This window comes from Daejeonella sp. (genome assembly GCF_037719425.1).
Taxonomy (GTDB): Bacteria; Bacteroidota; Bacteroidia; order Sphingobacteriales; family Sphingobacteriaceae; genus Daejeonella.
On the sequence record NZ_JBBJNI010000028.1, the window covers coordinates 15195 to 33690 of the forward strand.

Sequence of the window (18496 nt, forward strand, 5' to 3'; positions counted from 1 at the left end):
GACGACAAATTAAGGAAAAGAGTTGACAGTGGAGAGTTGAAAACTGAAAGTTGAAAGCTGAAAACTACGTACTTAACGAAAAAACTTAACTTAACGGGTTGCCTAATACCTAATTTCCCAAAACCATCCCCGTACTATTCTGTTATCTTCTAAAATACTACAACTATGAACTATGTAAAATCACTTATAGCAGGATTTGCTGGCGCTACGGTGCTAAATGTCCTGCATGAAACCCTAAGAAAATTAGACAGCGATGCTCCCAGGATGGATCTAATCGGGGAAGAGGTCGTAAAAAAGTCGGCTGAAGCCCTGGATATTGACCCCCCCACTGGAAAAGAATTGTATGGCATCGCTCTCGCTGGTGATATGGTTAGTAATGCTTCATATTACGCCGCTCTGGGAGTGGGCGGTCAAAAATTCATGTTATTGCGCGCTGTTGGGGCTGGGTTGGCTGCAGGAATCGCTGCTGTTAAAGCGCCAAAGCCCTTGGGGCTCAATGAAGCACATGTAGCCAATAGCGAAAAACGGGAAGTTATGACGATTGCTTATTACGTAATTGGAGCTCTGGTGACTGCTGGTGTATATAGCATGCTGGAAAAAAAGGGCCTTTAAAATGAAGAAGTAGAATCGAGGTCAACGGTTTGGCAATAACCCGGACCGGGAGCCCCAGCAGCTTTGCTAATTTAGAAATTCTTATTGAATGTAAATGATCAGGAAATCTGACTGGTTAGCAGATCTTTCACCATAACCAATCGCTCATAAAATACAGCGGCCACTGGTTCTTCACCCACTGCCTTCAACGCTTGTAAATGTCCCTGTATAAAATCCGGGACATTAATTATCTTAACTCCTTCAGATATAAAGATAGTATCAGGCAATATAACAGAGCTGAAAAATGCGTTTAGTTCATCTATAGCCATAGCGAAAGCTCTTTAATGGTCAATCTCACAGTCCTGTTAATTAATCGATTAGCATATAACAATAATTAGACCATATGAGGAAAAGAAGTGCCTGTTTACTTTTGTACCGCTGTAACAATATTGATGTGGAAGTTTGCTCGCCCATCCAGACGGCCGATTATAACGCAAATAAAAATTCACTTTCAATAAAACCGCATCATGCGAAATCTCGTAGGTACGCTCATAAAACTTTAAACCCAAAACAATTTTATGAAAAAGCAATTTTTAAGCCTGGTAATGGCTGTAGCATTTGTCGCTACAATGAGTGCATGTAATTCTAATAAAACAGAATCTGCAAGCACGGACACTGCAATGATGGACTCCACAGGCATGATGGATGATGCATCAACTATGGGTACAGAAGGTGTTGAGGTTGGTGGTGCGATGATGGTCCCGTCAAAGAATATCGTTGAAAATGCTGCAGGCTCCAATGACCACACTACTTTGGTATCGGCAGTTACGGCAGCAGGTCTGGCAGAAACTTTAAGCGGAACTGGACCATTTACAGTATTTGCTCCGACCAATGGTGCTTTTGCAAAAGTTCCAAAAGCGACATTAGACAATCTTATGAAACCGGCAATGAAAGCAGATCTAACTAAGATCTTAACTTATCATGTTGTTCCGGGCGCTTTAATGGCTGCAGACCTTAAAGATGGCCAGGAGTTAACCACGGTACAGGGACAAAAACTTAAAGTCACTGTAAAAGATGGTAAGGTATGGGTAGGCGGTGCTACCGTTACAATTGCTGATGTGGTATCAAGCAATGGTGTTACGCATGTTATCGACGGCGTTTTAATGCCAAACTAAGCGGCGACCTTATTTAAATAATTTCTTCAGATGGGCCCTTTCACTTTATGGAAGGGCCTTTTCTGTGTAAGCCTTTGGGAATGTATATATTACTCTGACTTCATTATAATTAGCGATTTATTTTTTCATATTTTTAGGCTCTATTGAATATTTAACTCAGGTCGATACTTATGTAAATCGAGATAACCTGCGCAATTCACCAATAAAAAAAGCACTTTCCTTTGTAATTAAAGTGACATATAATGCTACGAGGTAAACTTCATTGCAATACATTTGTTAGCCTTCATGGAACCGATACAAAGACTAGCATTCAATCAACCTGAATTGCGAATTCTTAATGATCTTTAAAAAACAGCTATGTCAAGAATTCTGCTAATCACTTTACTTACATTACACTTTGTTATCCCAGCGATTGGCCAGGGAGTAATCCCTGCTGAAAGAGATGCTGGTGTTAAAGACACGACCTCTGAACCGGGCCTTACTAATCGTCTCCTCGGCGCACGGTTAAGCCCGACTGCTGATCTTCGGGCGATAGACGGCATATCTCTGGGATTATCTTATAAGATCCAGCGGGATAAATCAACCAACGATCAGCCGGGGAGTTTTCAGACTATAAAGGCATTGCATAGCCTTTCAACCAGCTCATTTGTTATAGAATATGAAGCAGATATCAAAGAAGTATTCCAGCGAACCGACCTGACGGTAAAAGCTCTTGCAGATATGAACGGGAATATCATGAATCTCTTTGGCCTCGGCAATGAAACCAAATTCGATCAAACAGGCGATTTCAGAAAGTTCTATCGGGTCAACTTCTCTTTTTATGAGTTAAAGCCCGCACTCCGCTTTAAACTCAATGATCAATTATCCTTAACAGCCGGCCCATCTATTCAGCATTTTGTTGATGGAAGCAACGATGGCAGATATTTCAATACTCCTGAAATCAGAGCTCAATTTAGTGATCTGTATAGTGATAAATTACACGGCGGACTTATTATGGACCTAAATTGGGACAGCAGGGATGACAAGACGCTTCCGACAAAGGGTTTAAATTTTAACTTCGTTTTGCAGGGCTTCGAGGGATTTAATAATAGTTCTCAATCCTTTGCCCAGGTATTCAGCCAGTTCTCATTTTATAAATCGCTGGATGCAAACGGAAATATTGTTTTAGCAAACCGCATCGGCGGAGGGCTGACATCAGGTAACCCGGCCTTCTATCAAAGCATTTTTCTGGGCAGCCAGGATAATTTACTGGGGTTCAGAAAGCATAGGTTTGCCGGTGACCATGTACTTTATAACAATCTTGAAGCACGTATAACCCTCCCAAATTTCCTGCGTAGGATCATGCCCGGAAAAATTGGCATTATCGGATCATATGATGCTGGCCGGGTATGGGTTAAAAATGACACATCAAATACCATTCATCATGGGTTTGGTGCGGGTATTTTCGCAACGCCATTTAACAAACTATTTATCCGCGGAATAGCTGGCTTTTCGAACGAGCGTCTGCAGCCTACTGTAACACTCCGGCAGCGATTTTAGTTTCCGCTTTTTATGAAGGAACGCAGGAAACGTATTTTGCTCTATGTGCTGGGAGGAATATTGCTCGGCTTTATTGTGCTTACCATCCTTGTTTCATTCTTTCCTGTTTCCGTAATAGACCGGGAGTTTTCAGAAGAAGTTCAGGAACATCAGTACCCGTTTCTGGATTCGTTAATGAAGTTCGTAAGCTGGCCAGGATACACACCCCAATCGGTTGTTATTGCATCGGTGACGGCTATAATCTTTTTTTTGTTCAGGCGGCGAAAGGAGTCCCTTTTTATTCTCCTGACGATGATTTCCGGGGTAATAAGCAGTTCACTAAAAATACTGATTGACCGTCCCAGGCCTACCGACGATCTTGTCCGTATCATAGAAATAGCGAAACACCAAAGCTTTCCCAGCGGACATGTGCTATTCTATGTTTCCTTCTTTGGTTTTCTGATAATTTTGATGAATCATCTTAAAGATATTAACCGGCCATTTCGAATAGCGGTTATTGCTGTGTGTGCGTTCATGATATTCACCATTCCCGTTTCCCGGATCTACCTGGGTGCCCACTGGTTTACAGATGTACTCGGAAGCGCGATGCTGGGTATTTTATTCCTGTTTGGTTTAAGTTACCTTTATATGAAGAATCATAACCATACAGAGCATTCTTGATAACAATTTTCGCAGATTTGAATTATGTGGAAATACTACGCATTACTATCAGCTGTTTTTGCTGCAGCAACTGCAGTTCTGGCTAAGGTCGGAGTAAAAGGAATAAGCGGCAATGTTGCTACGGCAATTCGCACGGTAGTTATTCTATTTATGGCCTGGGGACTAATTTTATTATCCGGCGAACTGAAAGAGGTAAAACAGCTTAGTCGTACCAACCTAATATTTTTAGTCCTTTCCGGAATTGCAACGGGCCTGTCATGGATATTCTACTTCAAAGCCCTGGAAACAGGTGACGTATCCAAGGTGGCTCCCATTGACAAACTAAGTGTAGCCATTGCAATGGGATTATCGTTCGTGTTTCTTAAAGAGCCGATGGAAATGAAAACTATTCTTGGGGGATTATTGATCGTTGCAGGAACTTTTGTGATCATATCTTAATCCCGGATAGTAAAGCTTATCGAATAGGAATTTATAATTCAGATGATACAACGACGGCATTTGTCGAATCACGGACGATCAGTTCTGTAGGCAATACCAGGTTTTGTTCCTTCTTCTGTTTCGCGTTGGATTTCATCTTGTTTAACAAAATATTAATAACTTGATCTGATATCTCATCAACTGGCTGGATTATAGCAGTTATAGAAAGCCGGTGAAGGTCGAACAGCTCATGATCATCGAAGGTGATCACCGAAAGCTCGCCAGGTATGTCAATGTCAAGTGCCCGGATAGCCTTCAGACCACTGAGTTTGGCCCGGGCTATCAATTGGATACTCATTTAAGTAAGATTCGCCTTTCTATTTACAGCCAACCGGGGCGGGAAAAAGACGCTGCTCGTGTTATATAATACATGCTTGCATAAAGTATTTGCATAAAATAAATTTCACAACCATGTATCAGCCCGGGTGCCAGTTAGGGAAGCGCAGAGAACAGCAATCAAAAGTTTTTTCATAAATTCTAAAAGATTTAAATTTACCCCGGTACGATGGTTGATTCAAGTTCATGGTGCGCTTTCAGCATTGAGATAAATGAGGGTTTCAATTTGATGCCTTTGCTTTTCAAATGAGCAAGAATATCATTGCCAAGCCGGGTGTTTATATGGTTGTACTGAACACTTTTATTAATCGCCATAAATCCTATTTGGTCGATCATTTCAGGCCTTGCAGTATTATCCACACGGGGTGAATATACTATGCAGTTAATAAAACTTGTACCAAGCTCTGACCCCAAAAGGTAAAATTGCTTTCCCGTGCTTTTGACTGCCGGCTCGAATTTGCAGTTCATAAAGCTTAGCGACCCTGGCATCAAACCAGCTTCTTTTCCGGTGAACCGGGTTATCTTGCACTGATCTACAAATATTTCTGAAATATTGCCTCCCAAATGAGCAGAGAACTCGCCGCAACCCGCTACATGTATTTCCGGGTAAAGGGCATACTCATCCATGTATCCTTTATTGCCGCTATTGGTCAGAAGCAGATGTACCTGTTCAACGGATTGGGGATCCTGCGGACCAATTTTCTCCAATTGAATATCCTCGAAAACAATCTTGCAATTTGATTTTAACTGCACCCCATCATAACCGCCCGTCTTAGCAAGTTTGTATGCCTGCGGACCCGGGATATTTAAAAGGCGCATCCCCTGTTCGCGGCCCTCGACCACTATATTCCTGAACTCCATATGAGATGGAAAAAACACTCGTCCGCCATACGCGGCCTGAGAAAACGGCGACATTCTCATGAGCCATGAGGCGCCTTTTGAATCTGGTACTGTGTTAAAATCGACGACCATATCTTCTATTTTAACCGTTCGACCATATCCTATTGGGTACTTATAATCGATATCATCTGCGGCCATACTTAGCAGGTAAGTTTCTCCCCTGCCCGTAGGCGCATGCCTGCAGTTCCGGATTCGTATATCCCCATCCCACTTACCGCCATAATCTCTCCGAAAGCTTATAAAGCTATTGCTGCGGCATGTCGTATTTTCGACAAACAGGTCGCCCCCGCCGGTCACGGTTATGCCATTCGTGCCCACCTTTGAATCTTTAATGTATAAGTTCCAGCAATAAAAATGCACGTCAATACGGTTAAGCATGCACTGCTCCACGCGGAAATTTTTGAAAAGATTTGTTCCAAATACGCCCCAGTGAATTGGACTCCCCTCTGCCGTTACATTGCGAAATGTGCCGTTAATTACATAATTACCCCCAATACCATAGGTCCCGTTCGGCACATCCTTATCGGTTCCCGGCCGATCCTTTTCCCATGGGATCAGGCTCACATTTTCCAGCAGAATATCGTATACAAAGGAAAATGAATAAAATCCGGTCCGGGGTGCCATAGCAACATCCGCTTTCCCTTTTTCAAGACCCACCCACTGGTTACGGATAACGGTACGGCTGCGTGTCACTTTGAAGCCTACATTAACATATCCCCCGCCTCCTTCGTTCAAACTTTCACCACTGAAGTAAAAGGTTCCGCCTTCAATAATTAGGTAGCTATTGCTTCCCGGATAGGCTGTTATTTTCGTATAGTCTTTAAATCCCCACGCGAGGTCGCCGATTATTCTTCCATGCTCTTCGATAAAGAAAAATTCTTCGCGTGCTTTCGTTGAACGCCCGGCATAAACTTCCCCGCTTCGCACCCCTATGCGATCATTATTGTCTGTAACTACGATAAGGAAATTTTTATATGGAGCAAATTCGGGGATGATGGTTGCGCCAGGCTTTATCTGTGCCAGTAATTTAGCTTTTGTAGCCTGATCAAAATTAAGTTCAACCGGCTTTTCACGCGGAAGCACCAGAAACCTGTTTACCGATCTTGTGTTGAATTTTTCATCGATATGAAAGATCGTATGCCCCCACTGCACACTGGTCATAATTTCAATACCGTTCGTTTGCTTTACCCAAAACTCACCCTTATGATTAATCACAGGAAGGTTCATCAGGTTAGCGTAAGTATGAGCAGCTCTGATCTGTATTCCATCGTCGTTCTGACCATCGCCTACAGCGCCAAACATTTTATAATTAACGCTGCTTACATTTGTCAACGACGCGTAGGTGTCGCCAGCAAGCTTTATGGCTCCTGCTTCTGCTTCGCCCGCCCCCTTTTTTACGATATATTCTGCTTCACCGCCGTCACCGAGTTTAAAATATCCCAGCACCCGAACAAGCTCTCCTTCTTTCAGAGCTTCTTGTTTCAATTCACTAACACTGCCATAAATAGTGTGCGTTAATTTCCGGGAAGCTGTCAGGGAAGCTTCTGCAGCGAAGGCCGGAATAGCCGCCCCAGACATCGCCAGACTTGCAAGACTAAAAGCCTTGATAGCATTTCGCCTGTTAACGTATCCGCTTTCGGCGGCATCGGAGCCTTTTGCCCCGGGTTCTGTGTCCTTAATCATCTGTGAATTGGTTTACCGGCCTTTTAATCGGAATTTCCCTGCGAACCTCGGCGTTCTATATAAAACTGTCCACCTCCCGGTAAGCCTTTATCACCGCCAGCTCACCTTCTTTTCCTTTTATAGAATTTCCGTGTTCCATCCCCAGAACACCCTTGTACCCTTTCTTATGAATGTGCTTTAGAACGTTCTTGTAATTGATCTCGCCCGTTGTAGGCTCCTTTCTTCCTGGATTATCGCCGATCTGTAGATAGGCTATTTCATCCCAGCATTTATCCATGGTCAATATAAGCTGCCCTTCATTGCGCTGCATATGGAATATATCGTATAAAATTTTGCAGGCAGGGCTGTTTACAGCTTTACAGATGAGATGCGTTTGATCTGCATTCTGGAGGAAAAGATTCGGGCTGTCACTCAGGGGCTCTAATACCATCGTGATGTTATGAGGAGCGAGTATGTCGGCACCCCGGCGCAATGCTTCTATCACATGGCCTGTCTGAATCCCGATCTGCAAATTTCTTTCATAATCTCCCGGGACTACGGTCACCCATTTCGCGTTTACACGTTTTGCAACCTCTACGGCTTCAGTACAGCCTTTTAAAAAGATGTCAATATATTCCCGTTTGCCGGCTGCCAAAGTATTTGCGGAATTCCCACCCTTGTCAACTACAAATACCCCCATCGTCATTCCCAGCCTGGCCAGAGTCTCGCCGATCTTCGTTTGTTCTGCAACAGGTCGCTTCATCATCCCATTATCCTCAAGGCTCCGAAAACCCTGATCATGCATAAAGTTCAGCTGATCAATTATGTCTTTGCCCGCATGGCTTTCAAACATCCCGGCATGAGGGGCATAATTTAAATTAAAAGTTTTTCCAGGCTTAGCGCTGCCCGGCATTGCAGCAGCTATGCCTGAATTTGCAAATGTTGCAGCCAGTCCTGCAAGAAGGCTCTTTTTGAGAAATTCGTTTCTTTTCATTGTTTTGATTTAATTATTTATCCCATCTAAACCCCCTGCTCAACGTGTGAATAAATATCCTTACGCAACAGCAAGTTATTATTTTCTTTATAGATTCTTTGCTTTTAATGGTATTTGAATGGACAGTGAAATTGGGTTCATATTTTGCCTAAGAACAAACACCATCTCTGCCCTGCGAGAACATGTAAATAACTCAAATAATACCTGTTTTGATTATCGGGTCAGCCAAAAGCAACAAAATCATCTATTCAGATGTTTCCAGATCAAAGCCATTTGATCATGAAAAAACATACTTTTTTTTATCGCAACGGACTGAGTATCGTATTCCTGCTGCTGTTTATTATTACACTGGTAGCTCAGGCCTTAACGGGATGGCAAGACCACAACAACACGCTCGAAGACGCCGGAAAAAGCGCCATCGCATTTAGCACCTACCTTAATACGGGCCATTTTATCTCATCAACCTTTGAAAACTTCCAGAGCGAATTTCTTCAGATGGCTCTATATGTTTTATTGACGATCAATTTACGACAAGAAGGATCGTCCGAATCCAAAAAGCTGGATGGCAAAGAACCGGTTGACCGCGAGCCGAAAAGCTCTAAGGATGCACCGTATGCAGTAAAAAAGGGAGGGTGGATCCTCAAACTTTACAGTATGTCCTTGTCCCTGGCATTCATTATCCTGTTTTTCATCTCGTGGGCTTTGCACTTATATGGCAGCTTTCTGGACCATAATGAAGGGCAGGCTTTGAACGGGAAATCGGTGATGTCGATGTCGGAATTCATCTTAGAACCATCCTTCTGGTTTGAATCTTTTCAGAATTGGCAGAGCGAATTTTTGTCGGTCGCTTCAATAGTTATTCTTTCGATCTATCTCAGACAGAAGGGGTCACCGGAATCAAAACCAGTAGATGCACCTCATAAAGAAACGGGGGAATAATAATTCACAATTATCAAATGCTTCCAAACACTTTTTAATTTCTTTTTGTTAGTAATTAAAATATATATAGTTATGGCAGACAATAAAAATGTCCAGGATGGCCGCGACAGATCGCAGGTTAACGGAAATGAAGATTACGAAGTGCAATACATCGCGAAAACCCTTGGGGTGAGTACCGATCAAATTAAAGAAGCGATCTCGGCGGTGGGCAATTCCAGGGAAAAGATCGAAGAGTATTTTAAGAAATAGAGCTTTTATTAAGTGATACTGTTTCGCTTATGTGGTTAAAAGTTTAAGAGCGGTCTGCATACCGCTCTTTTTTTTATCCAATTACTTCTGTTCAAAAAATATCTGGCCGAAAGGCAAACGCCATTAGTCCAGCCGGTCAGCAATGTTAATATTCATATTCTTTGTAGAAATCACCCTGCCGTTATCGCTTATCAATATTGCCCTGTAATCCGGAAATGAGTTTAACAGTCTTAAGCCCTTCTTCCTACCCAGCACCATCACTGATGTACTCAAGCCGTTTGCAAATTCTGCACCAGGGCCTATCACAGTGACGCTGGACAAGCCTGAAGCAGGATAACCGGTTTTTGGGTTTATAATGTGCGCGTAGCGTTTACCGTCAAACACAACATACTTTTCATAACTCCCGGAAGTTACTGCTGCTTCGTCCTTAAGCGGCAGGATTACGAAAAGCTTATTAATATCGGCAGGGTTCGTCACTCCTATTTTCCATGGCTCACCATTTGGATTCCGGCCCCAGGCCCTCATATCACCAGAGCCGTTGACGATGCCTGCCTGTACGCCCCGTGCAATCATCAAATCGCGGCATTTATCGGCAGCATAACCCTCTCCCAATGCACCAAATCCAATCTTCATTCCCCGGAGCTTCAGAAACACAGTGCTATTTGCCTTATCAAGGATTATATTTTTATATCCAACTTTCATAACTGACTTTTTGATTGCCTCAGGCGAAGGCATTGTTTTCATTGAACCATCGAATTTCCAGATCCGGTCCATGGCAGCAAAGCTAATGTCAAAAGCTCCCTTGGTGATCTTTGAAAGTTGCAGAGCGCGTTCCGTGAGTTCAAAAACTTCCCTGTCTACCTTAACCGCCCTGATCCCGGCATTGCTGTTAATTTCTGAGACCTGGGTGTGGGGCCTCCAGTCAGAGATGAGGTTCTCAATGCGGCTTACTTCTTTAATTACGGTATCGATGTAAGCATCAGCTGCTAAAGTATTCCCGGCAACGATCGTGATATCAAACCTGCTTCCCATCAGGGTCACGGCTCTTTTTCGAAGCACTTGTGAGTGGCAGCAATAACTTGAAAGGAAAAAGGATAATATCAGAATGTATTTCATTTGGGTATTAGTGTTTGGTCGTTTTGTCGGGCTGGACGTATTGTGACCTGCGTAAATATTACAGCGTGTAAAGTTCCATTGTCGCAGTTCCCCTGGTTTCATCGATGTAAAATAGCACAATACATTTTCGTTAACAAAGAGTTTGAACAATTCCCCAATTCCATTGTTAAATAAGGGTGGATGTTACAACTTTTAGTTGTACACTACCTGTAATTTACATCTTCCTTATCCGTTTTAATGCAGCCAAACTCTACAAATTCGCTTTCTCCGGAAGAAAAGCAGTCTCTGTTGGCTGCCGTAATTGATACTTCAGACGACACGATTATAAGCAAAACCCTTAATGGGATCATCACCAGCTGGAATAAGTCGGCCGAACAGATGTTTGGCTACACCGAAAAGGAAATTATTGGAAAACACATCTCGATCCTGATACCACCGGAGCGGCTTAAAGAAGAGGACTACATCATTAGTGAAATTAAAAGTGGAAACAAGATTGACCACTTTGAAACTTACCGCCGCCATAAAAACGGCATCCTCATACCTATTTCTCTGTCAGTATCCCCTATTATCATTGACGGTGAGATAATTGGAGCTGCGAAGATAGCACGAGACATCACCGCCCAGGTTGAAGCTCAGAATGAAACGAAGAGGCTCTATGAGGAACTTAAATCGCTGAATTCCAAGAAAGATGAATTTATCGGCTTTGCCAGCCATGAGCTGAAAACGCCGCTAACCTCGATCTCCGGATACATCCAGATCCTCGAGCGTGTTATTACAGACGACAGGGCCAAAGGCTTCCTTGCCAAAACCATGCAGCAGGTAAGCAAGCTTTCCTCATTGGTGAACAAGCTTGTTGATGTCTCAAAAATCGAGTCAGGCAAACTCCATCTGAATAAGACTTCCGTTGATGTTGAAGCAGTTGTGGCCGATGCTATCCAATTACTTGAACACACTAATGCACCGCACAAAATTAAGCTGCAGGCGAACGGCGAGCCGGTAACGGTCTCTGGCGATGGACACCGCATTGAGCAGGTGCTTGTTATCCTGATGACGAATGCCATTAAGTATTCGCCGAAAGCTGAAGAGATCGGCGTCCTCATACATTATGGCACCAACCAGGTCAAAATTGGAATTAAGGATCAAGGTATCGGTATCCCTGCGGATAAAATCCCGCATGTGTTTGACCGCTTTTATCGCGTAGAAGACGATCCGAACATATCTGGCCTGGGTATAGGCTTATACCTGTCTCATCAAATTATCGAGCGCCACAAAGGCAAGATCTGGGTCGAAAGTAAAGTCGGCGAAGGAAGTACCTTTTGGTTCACACTCCCCATAATCTCCTGACGGTCCTCTCATTGTCCCCTGTTCCCATAGGAACCCCTATGGAGCAACTGCCCACTCCACTCTCAACTCTCCCCGTAGGGATTTCTACGGAGCAAATTTCTATTTGTCAACTGTCCATCGTCAACTACTAGTGTCCGGTAAAAAAATTCACTTTTCGACCCCGAAGGTGGTCGCATATTTATAGCAATAGAAATTTCCGTCAAATCGACCCCGAAGGTGGTCGTATGTGTATGACATTGTCACATGCGACCACCTTCGGGGTCGGGAAACCGGATACACATAATTACTATAAACATGTGACCACCTTCGGGGTCAGGCTTGTTTCAATTTTTATATGGGGGCGTGCTTTTAAAAAATTAGTAAATAACCTCCAGAGGAAAGCATAAGAACATGTTTTGTCGACTTTTAAGTTTTTACCGGACACTAGTGATCGTCAACTCTCAACTCTCTGAAATTTCCTTCACAATCTCAAACCCCTTCCCAAACCCCTCACTCATCATTTTCGCCCACTCTTCTCCCGTTTGCACGGAAGCCTTAAGGGTTGTAATGCCATTGCTTTCAGAAAGGTGATATTCCTCCAGGGAGCCAGCCCAGCTTTTTACTTTTTCACTGGTTGTATCCTCTATCCCCTTTATCACTTCTCCCTGATGCTCAAACACCATTTCATAAGGCTCATTCTTGCTTTTAATTGTACTGATCATGCCATTGCCTTCCGTATCCAAAAAAAGTGTCTTGCCGCCGACTTTCCAGTCGGTTTGTATCGTTGACCCGCCGTTCGGATTAAACGGGGCGGTCCATTGAGAATATGTTTCTTCATTCCAAAGTGTATCCCAGACTTTCTGCACAGGGGCCTTGATCTCTTTTGTGAACTCTAGCTTTTTCATAAGATTTTGATGTTTAATGTCTAACTATAACAAAGCTAGAACAATAAAAATCTCGACATGGGGCTTAAAGGAGACAAATTAAGGGGTGAAATGCGACTGATGAGAACCATTTTCCGTTCAAATTCCATCCTTACAGGTACTTCTGTAAGAGTTATTTTTATATACGTTATTATCTGACCCGCGCCGTGTGTTCTTCCCTCATCCGTAATTGCACTCTTATTTTTGCGTACTTTAACCTCGAAATGGAAGAAGGCAAATTATTACATGCTATCATCAATACAGCCATTGACGGCATCATCACAATCGACTATCGCGGCATCATAGAATCGATGAACCCCGCCGCGCTTAAGATTTTCGGGTATAACGAAGCTGAAGTGCATGGTAGAAATATCTCTGTTCTAATGCCTGAGCCGGACAAAAGCGCCCATAATGGCTATCTTGAGCGTCATCAACGGACTGGCGAACGAAGAATCATTGGCATTGGGAGAGAAGTACGCGGATTGAGAAAAGACGGGAGTACTTTCCCATTCAGGCTGGCAGTTAGTGAAGTTGAATATGAGAACCGTAAGATCTACACCGGGTTCATTCACGATCTGTCTAAGGAAAAAGATGCGGAGAGATCTCTTAAAGAATATACGGAAGTCCTTGAAGAACGGATAAAAGAGCGGACGGCCATATTACAGACCCTCGTAAATGAGCTTGAAAAAGCTAAAGAGGACGTAAGTGTATCCCTCGAGAAGGAAAAAGAACTTAACCAGCTTAAAACACGGTTTGTTTCGATGGCGTCCCATGAGTTCCGGACCCCGCTCAGTTCAGTACAGCTCTCCGCATCGCTAATAGAAAAATACGCCGAAAAGCCGGATCAAAAGAATATAATTAAGCACACGGGTAAGATCAAGAATTCGGTCGGCCAGCTAACGGGTATCTTAAATGATTTCCTGTCGCTCGAAAAACTGGAAGCTGGTAAAACACGCGCGGAGTTACAGGACTTTGATGCAGTAAAATTCTCAGAGGACATTATCGAGGAAATGCAAATGATCACCAAGCAGAACCAGGTCATTGTCTATCAGCATACCGGCATGTCCAGCAGCATACATTTAGATCCTGCACTGTTAAAAAATTCGGTGATCAATCTCATCTCCAATGCAATCAAATATTCCGGCGAGAACACATTTATAGAATTTAACACAGAACTCAACGATACTGAGTTTACAATTACTGTAAAAGATAATGGCATCGGCATTCCTCAGGAAGAGCAAAAGAATCTGTTCGAGCCTTTTTTCAGGGCACATAACACGGGCAATATTCCCGGCACCGGCCTGGGACTGAATATTGTAAAACGCTATGTTGAGCTGATGGGTGGAAAAGTAACTTTCAAGAGTGCCCAGGATAAAGGAACCACCATCACTTTAAATTTTCCCCGTAAATGAAAAATACAACGGTACTGATCATCGAAGACAATGAAGATATCAGGGATAGTACGGCCGAGATTCTCGAGCTAGCCGGTTACCAGGTCCATACGGCGGAAAATGGAAGAGCAGGTGTCGAACTTGCCTTGAAACATCTTCCAGGTATCATCTTATGCGATATTATGATGCCGGAACTGGATGGATACGGAGTACTTTACCTGCTTAGTAAAAATGAGCAGACAGCAGGCATTCCCTTTATATTTATTACCGCTAAAACTGAGCGGATTGATATGCGCAGGGGGATGGAAATGGGCGCTGACGATTATCTTACTAAGCCTTTCGACGATATGGAGCTTCTCAACTCTATCCAGACCCGGCTGTCGAAAAAAGAGGCCGCTACAAAAGGTTCCGCAAAATCACTTTCGTTTGATGTATTAATGGATGAGGCGAGATCTGCGAAACTGCTGCACGATCTTTCTGAAAACAGCCGCCAGCGCAGTTACAAGAAAAAACAGGCCGTATACTCTGATGGTGATAATCTGTCCCATGTTTTTATGATCAAAAGTGGTGCCGTTAGAACCTTTATGATCTATCAGGATGGGCGGGAAATATCGACCGGTATGCTGGGACCGGGTGAGTTTTTCGGTTACGATTCAGTGCTTTTGAATAAGCCATGCAGTAATAATGCTGAAACACTCGAGAATACAGAACTTACCCTCCTCTCCCGTGAGGATTTTCATTCGCTCCTTTTTAAGAACCCCGGGATCTCGAAGAAATTTATTGAGCTGCTCTCAGGCAATGTCCGTGAGAAGCAGGAACAGCTGTTGAAGCTTGCCTATAACTCAGTTCGCAAGCGGGTAGCAGATGCGTTGCTAAACCTGGCTGAGAAATTTGGCGAAAGAGATCTTGACACAGCGACGTTCAAGGTTTCAAGGGACGACCTTGCAGCCATGGTCGGTACTGCCAATGAAACGGTAAGCCGGACCTTATCTGACTTTAAGGAAGAAAAACTGATAGCAAAAGATGCCAGTGTAATTAAAATTCTTTCTCTCGCTAAGCTGAGCAAAATAAAACAATAGTGATGCGGATCATTCTTTCGCCTGATTAATCTCATTGCAGGGCTCTAACCGTCAGCCTAGTTTTGTAGAAAATCATTTGGCGATGAAAGCAGTTGCATACAGTATAAAGACGTGTGAGAAAGAGATTCTCATCCGTGTCAACAGAAAAAAACACGACATAACATTAATTTCCAACCGGCTGACGCTGGATACCATTGCTTATGCCGAAGGCAAGGAAGCTGTGCTCGTATTCTCGAGTGACGACCTCTCCGCCCCGGTCCTTAGAAAGCTCAGTGACATAGGAGTCAAGTATATCTGCACCCGGTCAACGGGCACCGATCATATTGATCTCCTGGAGGCTGCACGCCTTGGCTTAATGGTGGCAAACATACCCGCATATTCCCCGGCATCAATTGCCGAGCACTCCCTTGCTCTTATGCTTGCCCTTGTGCGGAACTTAATACCCTCACATGCCCAGATGATGCAGTATGATTTCACACTTGACGATCTCGTCGGCACTACAATCCGGGATAAAACAATTGGAATAGTCGGATTTGGTGAAACAGGCAAGGCGCTGGCAAGGATCCTTACTGGCTTCGGCGCAACGGTCCTGGTGAGTGATCCCCGGAATGTGGCTGAGGAAGCAGAAAAATTAAACGCAAAACAGGCAGACTATCAAACCTTGCTGAAGCAATCAGATATTATTTCTTTTCATGTCCCTTTGAGTGAAAGTACGCTGCATATGGTGGACAAGAAAAGCATTGCGGAAATGAAGAAAAACGTCATACTTATAAATGTTAGTCGCGGCGCGATTTTTAACTCAATGGATGTGTACAAAGCACTTCAGGATGGGTGTATCGGCAAAATTGGAATGGATGTATATGAGTTTGAACATAATGTATTCTTCTTCGATCATAGCAGTAAACCTATCGAGGATAAGCTCTTAAAAGCCTTCATCCAGAATTCGCGGGTTTTACTTACTCCACATCAGGCTTTTCTGACGAAAGAGGCTTTGCTTGCGATTGCTACCAAAACCATAGACCATTTAGATCATTGGGCTTCTCCGGAAAAAGGCTCCGACAACTTTAGCCTGGCTGTGTCACATCCTTCAACAACGGAATTATGATTTCGTCAGACCTCGTCAAGAAGTACAATGTAGCGGCACCAAGATATACCAGCTACCCCACTGTACCCTACTGGAACAACGACCACTGGGATCAACAGAAGTGGTTCAACACCCTACGAAGGTCTTATAAGGAAAGTAGTGCAAATGGGATCAGCTTATATATACATTTACCGTTTTGCGAAAATTTATGCACGTATTGCGGCTGCACTACGAGGATAACAAAGAACCACAAGGTAGAAGAACCATACATCGATGCCATTTTAGCAGAATGGAGAATGTATAATCGTGTACTGGGAGGTAAACCCCGAATACGCGAAATACACCTTGGTGGCGGGACACCGACGTTCTTCAGTCCCGAAAACCTTCAGAGGTTAATCTATGGCATTAGTCAGAATGCACTCATATTACCCGATGCTGACCTTTCATTTGAAGGCCATCCGGCAAATACAACCCAGGCACATTTACAAACATTATACAATTGCGGGTTTCGGAGATTAAGCCTCGGTATTCAGGACTTCGACCCCTTGGTGCAGGAGATCATAAACAGGAAGCAAAGTGTTCAACAGGTAAGAGAGGTGACCGAGGCAGCCCGCGAGATAGGCTATACCTCCATCAACTACGATCTGATCTATGGACTCCCCCTGCAAAAGTTAAGCAGCGTCAACAATACAATAGCTGAGGTGTTAAGACTCAGGCCGGAGCGTATAGCTTACTATAGTTACGCGCATGTGCCCTGGCTAAAACCCGGGCAAAGAAGTTTTACAGAAGCAGATCTGCCTGTAGACGAAGAAAAAAGAAATTTGTATGAGCTTGGCAGGAATATGCTGCTTGCAGCCGGATATCAGGATATCGGCATGGATCATTTTTCACTTCAGGGCGATAATCTCCTTACAGCCTCCCGATCCGGAAAGCTGCACCGGAACTTTATGGGTTATACCCATCAGTATACCAAACTCTCCATTGGTCTGGGAATTTCGTCAATAGGCGATAGCTGGTATGCATTTGCACAAAACGTAAAGTCGGTAGAGACATACCTCCGGGATATTTCGGAAGGAAGATTTCCTTTAGTTAAAGGCCATATCCTTACACCGGAAGATCTAACGATACGCAGGATCATTTTAGATATCATGTGCCTCGGAAAGACAACATTATCAGCCAATGATCCGCTCTATCCTGGTTTTGTCTCCAGGCTCAGGCCTCTTGAGAAAGATGGGCTTGTCTATATTAATGATGCCCGGATAATAGTCACAGAAACCGGCAGATCGTTCTTACGGAACATTTGTATGTGCTTCGACCAGAAACTGGTATCCAATGTATCCACAACTCAGATTTTCAGCACAACAGTTTAAACTTATATCTACATTTTATGAGCCACACTTTTCATATTCCGGTACTTGGCCTTGGATTCTCAATTGATACGCCGTTAAAAGTTGCCCGTTACGGCATTTCATCCGTCGTTTCTATCGTTGATGATCAGCTCATCGAAAGAATGCGGGAATTTCATACACCCGACCCCATTGACTTTATTCCTATCGCAACAGGGCAACCCGACTTCCGTAGCCGCCGGATTACCGCTTATCTCAATCTGCTGGATCGCCTGGTAAATGAGCAGCATGAACGTCTAAAGCTTCAGGGTTTTACCTCATCCTCCGATATCACCAGGTATTTTGAGCTATTACCAGCCAAATCGAAAGGAAGAATCGCCTACAATAGCATGCTGACTGAGCGCAATCCTTATAAAAGGAGCTGCCTCCAGAACAGGCTGAGATCTCAAGTTAAAAAAGGAGAGATCGACGTGAATATCATGTCGAAAGTTGATAAGATAAATAATATCTTGGGTGCAATAGATCAGCCAGAACAATTATCCGACGCCCTTGCTGCGCTCAAAGGCTTTGCTGAAAGTAATTTAAGCTCTTCACTGATACTTTCGGCTGGCATGAATCCACGACTGTATACGTATATCGAAGAGTTTCCGGATTTCTTCCCGATTGCTTACCAGGCACCCAGGAAAAAGGTAATCCTTAAAGTAAGTGATTA

18 protein-coding genes and 1 pseudogene are annotated in these 18496 nt (G+C 43.7%); 13 read left to right on the top strand and 6 right to left on the bottom strand.

Annotated features, from left to right (window positions below; all coding sequences use genetic code 11):
• Positions 1-165: 165 nt before the first annotated feature.
• The gene (locus tag WKF69_RS05760; RefSeq protein WP_340380285.1) at positions 166-612 is read left to right on the top strand and encodes a hypothetical protein; all 447 of its coding nucleotides are present in this window, start codon (positions 166-168) and stop codon (positions 610-612) included.
• 98 nt (positions 613-710) lie between these two features.
• Here WKF69_RS05760 and WKF69_RS05765 read toward each other — a convergent pair whose 3' ends face one another.
• Positions 711-920, bottom strand: coding sequence for a hypothetical protein (locus WKF69_RS05765; RefSeq protein ID WP_340380287.1), 210 nt, complete (start codon positions 918-920; stop codon positions 711-713).
• Positions 921-1169: 249 nt separating this feature from the next.
• Here WKF69_RS05765 and WKF69_RS05770 point away from each other — a divergent pair, with 249 nt between their 5' ends.
• From WKF69_RS05770 to WKF69_RS05785, 4 genes are all read left to right on the top strand, one after another.
• Entirely contained in the window at positions 1170-1766 is a 597-nt protein-coding gene (locus WKF69_RS05770) for a fasciclin domain-containing protein (protein WP_340380289.1), read from the top strand.
• A gap of 357 nt (positions 1767-2123) precedes the next feature.
• Positions 2124-3305, top strand: coding sequence for a BamA/TamA family outer membrane protein (locus tag WKF69_RS05775; protein ID WP_340380290.1), 1182 nt, complete (start codon positions 2124-2126; stop codon positions 3303-3305).
• A gap of 12 nt (positions 3306-3317) precedes the next feature.
• Positions 3318-3965 carry a phosphatase PAP2 family protein gene (locus WKF69_RS05780; protein WP_340380292.1) on the top strand — a complete coding sequence of 216 codons (648 nt, stop codon included), beginning with the start codon at positions 3318-3320 and terminating at the stop codon, positions 3963-3965.
• Positions 3966-3989: 24 nt separating this feature from the next.
• Positions 3990-4403: an EamA family transporter gene (locus WKF69_RS05785; RefSeq protein ID WP_340380294.1), complete on the top strand. Its 414-nt coding sequence runs from the start codon at positions 3990-3992 to the stop codon at positions 4401-4403.
• Positions 4404-4434: 31 nt separating this feature from the next.
• Here WKF69_RS05785 and WKF69_RS05790 read toward each other — a convergent pair whose 3' ends face one another.
• The 3 genes from WKF69_RS05790 to WKF69_RS05800 form a co-directional block, all read right to left on the bottom strand.
• Positions 4435-4740 carry a substrate-binding domain-containing protein gene (locus tag WKF69_RS05790; protein ID WP_340380296.1) on the bottom strand — a complete coding sequence of 102 codons (306 nt, stop codon included), beginning with the start codon at positions 4738-4740 and terminating at the stop codon, positions 4435-4437.
• Positions 4741-4934: 194 nt separating this feature from the next.
• Entirely contained in the window at positions 4935-7361 is a 2427-nt protein-coding gene (locus tag WKF69_RS05795; RefSeq protein ID WP_340380298.1) for a hypothetical protein, read from the bottom strand.
• A 55-nt stretch (positions 7362-7416) separates the two neighbouring features.
• Entirely contained in the window at positions 7417-8334 is a 918-nt protein-coding gene (locus WKF69_RS05800; protein ID WP_340380300.1) for a TIM barrel protein, read from the bottom strand.
• 279 nt (positions 8335-8613) lie between these two features.
• On the opposite strand from WKF69_RS05800, the gene WKF69_RS05805 reads away from it, so the two are divergent.
• Together WKF69_RS05805 and WKF69_RS05810 are read left to right on the top strand one after the other, a co-directional pair.
• Positions 8614-9273 carry a DUF6766 family protein gene (locus WKF69_RS05805; RefSeq protein WP_340380302.1) on the top strand — a complete coding sequence of 220 codons (660 nt, stop codon included), beginning with the start codon at positions 8614-8616 and terminating at the stop codon, positions 9271-9273.
• A 72-nt stretch (positions 9274-9345) separates the two neighbouring features.
• Positions 9346-9522, top strand: a complete 177-nt coding sequence (locus WKF69_RS05810) for a DUF3606 domain-containing protein (RefSeq protein WP_340380304.1) — start codon at positions 9346-9348, stop codon at positions 9520-9522.
• A gap of 123 nt (positions 9523-9645) precedes the next feature.
• Here WKF69_RS05810 and WKF69_RS05815 read toward each other — a convergent pair whose 3' ends face one another.
• Positions 9646-10638: an FAD:protein FMN transferase gene (locus WKF69_RS05815; RefSeq protein ID WP_340380306.1), complete on the bottom strand. Its 993-nt coding sequence runs from the start codon at positions 10636-10638 to the stop codon at positions 9646-9648.
• A gap of 237 nt (positions 10639-10875) precedes the next feature.
• On the opposite strand from WKF69_RS05815, the gene WKF69_RS05820 reads away from it, so the two are divergent.
• On the top strand, positions 10876-11982 hold the full coding sequence (locus WKF69_RS05820; RefSeq protein ID WP_340380308.1) for a PAS domain-containing sensor histidine kinase: 1107 nt from the start codon (positions 10876-10878) through the stop codon (positions 11980-11982).
• Between the two features lie 440 nt (positions 11983-12422).
• On the opposite strand, the gene WKF69_RS05825 is transcribed toward WKF69_RS05820, so the two are convergent.
• A complete protein-coding gene (locus WKF69_RS05825) occupies positions 12423-12866 on the bottom strand; it encodes an SRPBCC domain-containing protein (RefSeq protein ID WP_340380310.1) in 444 nt (147 codons plus the stop codon).
• Positions 12867-13108: 242 nt separating this feature from the next.
• Between WKF69_RS05825 and WKF69_RS05830 the strand changes: the two genes are divergently transcribed.
• The 5 genes and pseudogenes from WKF69_RS05830 to WKF69_RS05850 form a co-directional block, all read left to right on the top strand.
• Positions 13109-14296 carry a PAS domain-containing sensor histidine kinase gene (locus WKF69_RS05830; protein WP_340380312.1) on the top strand — a complete coding sequence of 396 codons (1188 nt, stop codon included), beginning with the start codon at positions 13109-13111 and terminating at the stop codon, positions 14294-14296.
• Positions 14293-15354, top strand: a complete 1062-nt coding sequence (locus WKF69_RS05835) for a response regulator (RefSeq protein ID WP_340380314.1) — start codon at positions 14293-14295, stop codon at positions 15352-15354. Before WKF69_RS05830 ends, WKF69_RS05835 begins: the two co-directional genes overlap by 4 nt.
• An 82-nt stretch (positions 15355-15436) precedes the next feature.
• On the top strand, positions 15437-16459 hold the full coding sequence (locus WKF69_RS05840) for an NAD(P)-dependent oxidoreductase (RefSeq protein ID WP_340380316.1): 1023 nt from the start codon (positions 15437-15439) through the stop codon (positions 16457-16459).
• A complete protein-coding gene (hemN, locus tag WKF69_RS05845; RefSeq protein WP_340380318.1) occupies positions 16456-17808 on the top strand; it encodes an oxygen-independent coproporphyrinogen III oxidase in 1353 nt (450 codons plus the stop codon). The genes WKF69_RS05840 and hemN overlap by 4 nt, the downstream gene beginning before the upstream one ends.
• A 17-nt stretch (positions 17809-17825) precedes the next feature.
• Positions 17826-18496, top strand: a pseudogene (locus WKF69_RS05850) (hypothetical protein); the annotation flags it as partial.

Coding starts and splice junctions, on each gene's coding strand:
- hemN (WP_340380318.1), top strand. CDS start 16,456: ATGATTTCGTCAGACCTCGTCAAGAAGTACAATGTAGCGGCACCAAGA.
- WKF69_RS05820 (WP_340380308.1), top strand. CDS start 10,876: ATGCAGCCAAACTCTACAAATTCGCTTTCTCCGGAAGAAAAGCAGTCT.
- WKF69_RS05805 (WP_340380302.1), top strand. CDS start 8,614: ATGAAAAAACATACTTTTTTTTATCGCAACGGACTGAGTATCGTATTC.
- WKF69_RS05815 (WP_340380306.1), bottom strand. CDS start 10,638: ATGAAATACATTCTGATATTATCCTTTTTCCTTTCAAGTTATTGCTGC.
- WKF69_RS05840 (WP_340380316.1), top strand. CDS start 15,437: ATGAAAGCAGTTGCATACAGTATAAAGACGTGTGAGAAAGAGATTCTC.
- WKF69_RS05790 (WP_340380296.1), bottom strand. CDS start 4,740: ATGAGTATCCAATTGATAGCCCGGGCCAAACTCAGTGGTCTGAAGGCT.
- WKF69_RS05810 (WP_340380304.1), top strand. CDS start 9,346: ATGGCAGACAATAAAAATGTCCAGGATGGCCGCGACAGATCGCAGGTT.
- WKF69_RS05775 (WP_340380290.1), top strand. CDS start 2,124: ATGTCAAGAATTCTGCTAATCACTTTACTTACATTACACTTTGTTATC.
- WKF69_RS05800 (WP_340380300.1), bottom strand. CDS start 8,334: ATGAAAAGAAACGAATTTCTCAAAAAGAGCCTTCTTGCAGGACTGGCT.
- WKF69_RS05765 (WP_340380287.1), bottom strand. CDS start 920: ATGGCTATAGATGAACTAAACGCATTTTTCAGCTCTGTTATATTGCCT.
- WKF69_RS05830 (WP_340380312.1), top strand. CDS start 13,109: ATGGAAGAAGGCAAATTATTACATGCTATCATCAATACAGCCATTGAC.
- WKF69_RS05780 (WP_340380292.1), top strand. CDS start 3,318: ATGAAGGAACGCAGGAAACGTATTTTGCTCTATGTGCTGGGAGGAATA.
- WKF69_RS05760 (WP_340380285.1), top strand. CDS start 166: ATGAACTATGTAAAATCACTTATAGCAGGATTTGCTGGCGCTACGGTG.
- WKF69_RS05785 (WP_340380294.1), top strand. CDS start 3,990: ATGTGGAAATACTACGCATTACTATCAGCTGTTTTTGCTGCAGCAACT.
- WKF69_RS05835 (WP_340380314.1), top strand. CDS start 14,293: ATGAAAAATACAACGGTACTGATCATCGAAGACAATGAAGATATCAGG.
- WKF69_RS05795 (WP_340380298.1), bottom strand. CDS start 7,361: ATGATTAAGGACACAGAACCCGGGGCAAAAGGCTCCGATGCCGCCGAA.
- WKF69_RS05825 (WP_340380310.1), bottom strand. CDS start 12,866: ATGAAAAAGCTAGAGTTCACAAAAGAGATCAAGGCCCCTGTGCAGAAA.
- WKF69_RS05770 (WP_340380289.1), top strand. CDS start 1,170: ATGAAAAAGCAATTTTTAAGCCTGGTAATGGCTGTAGCATTTGTCGCT.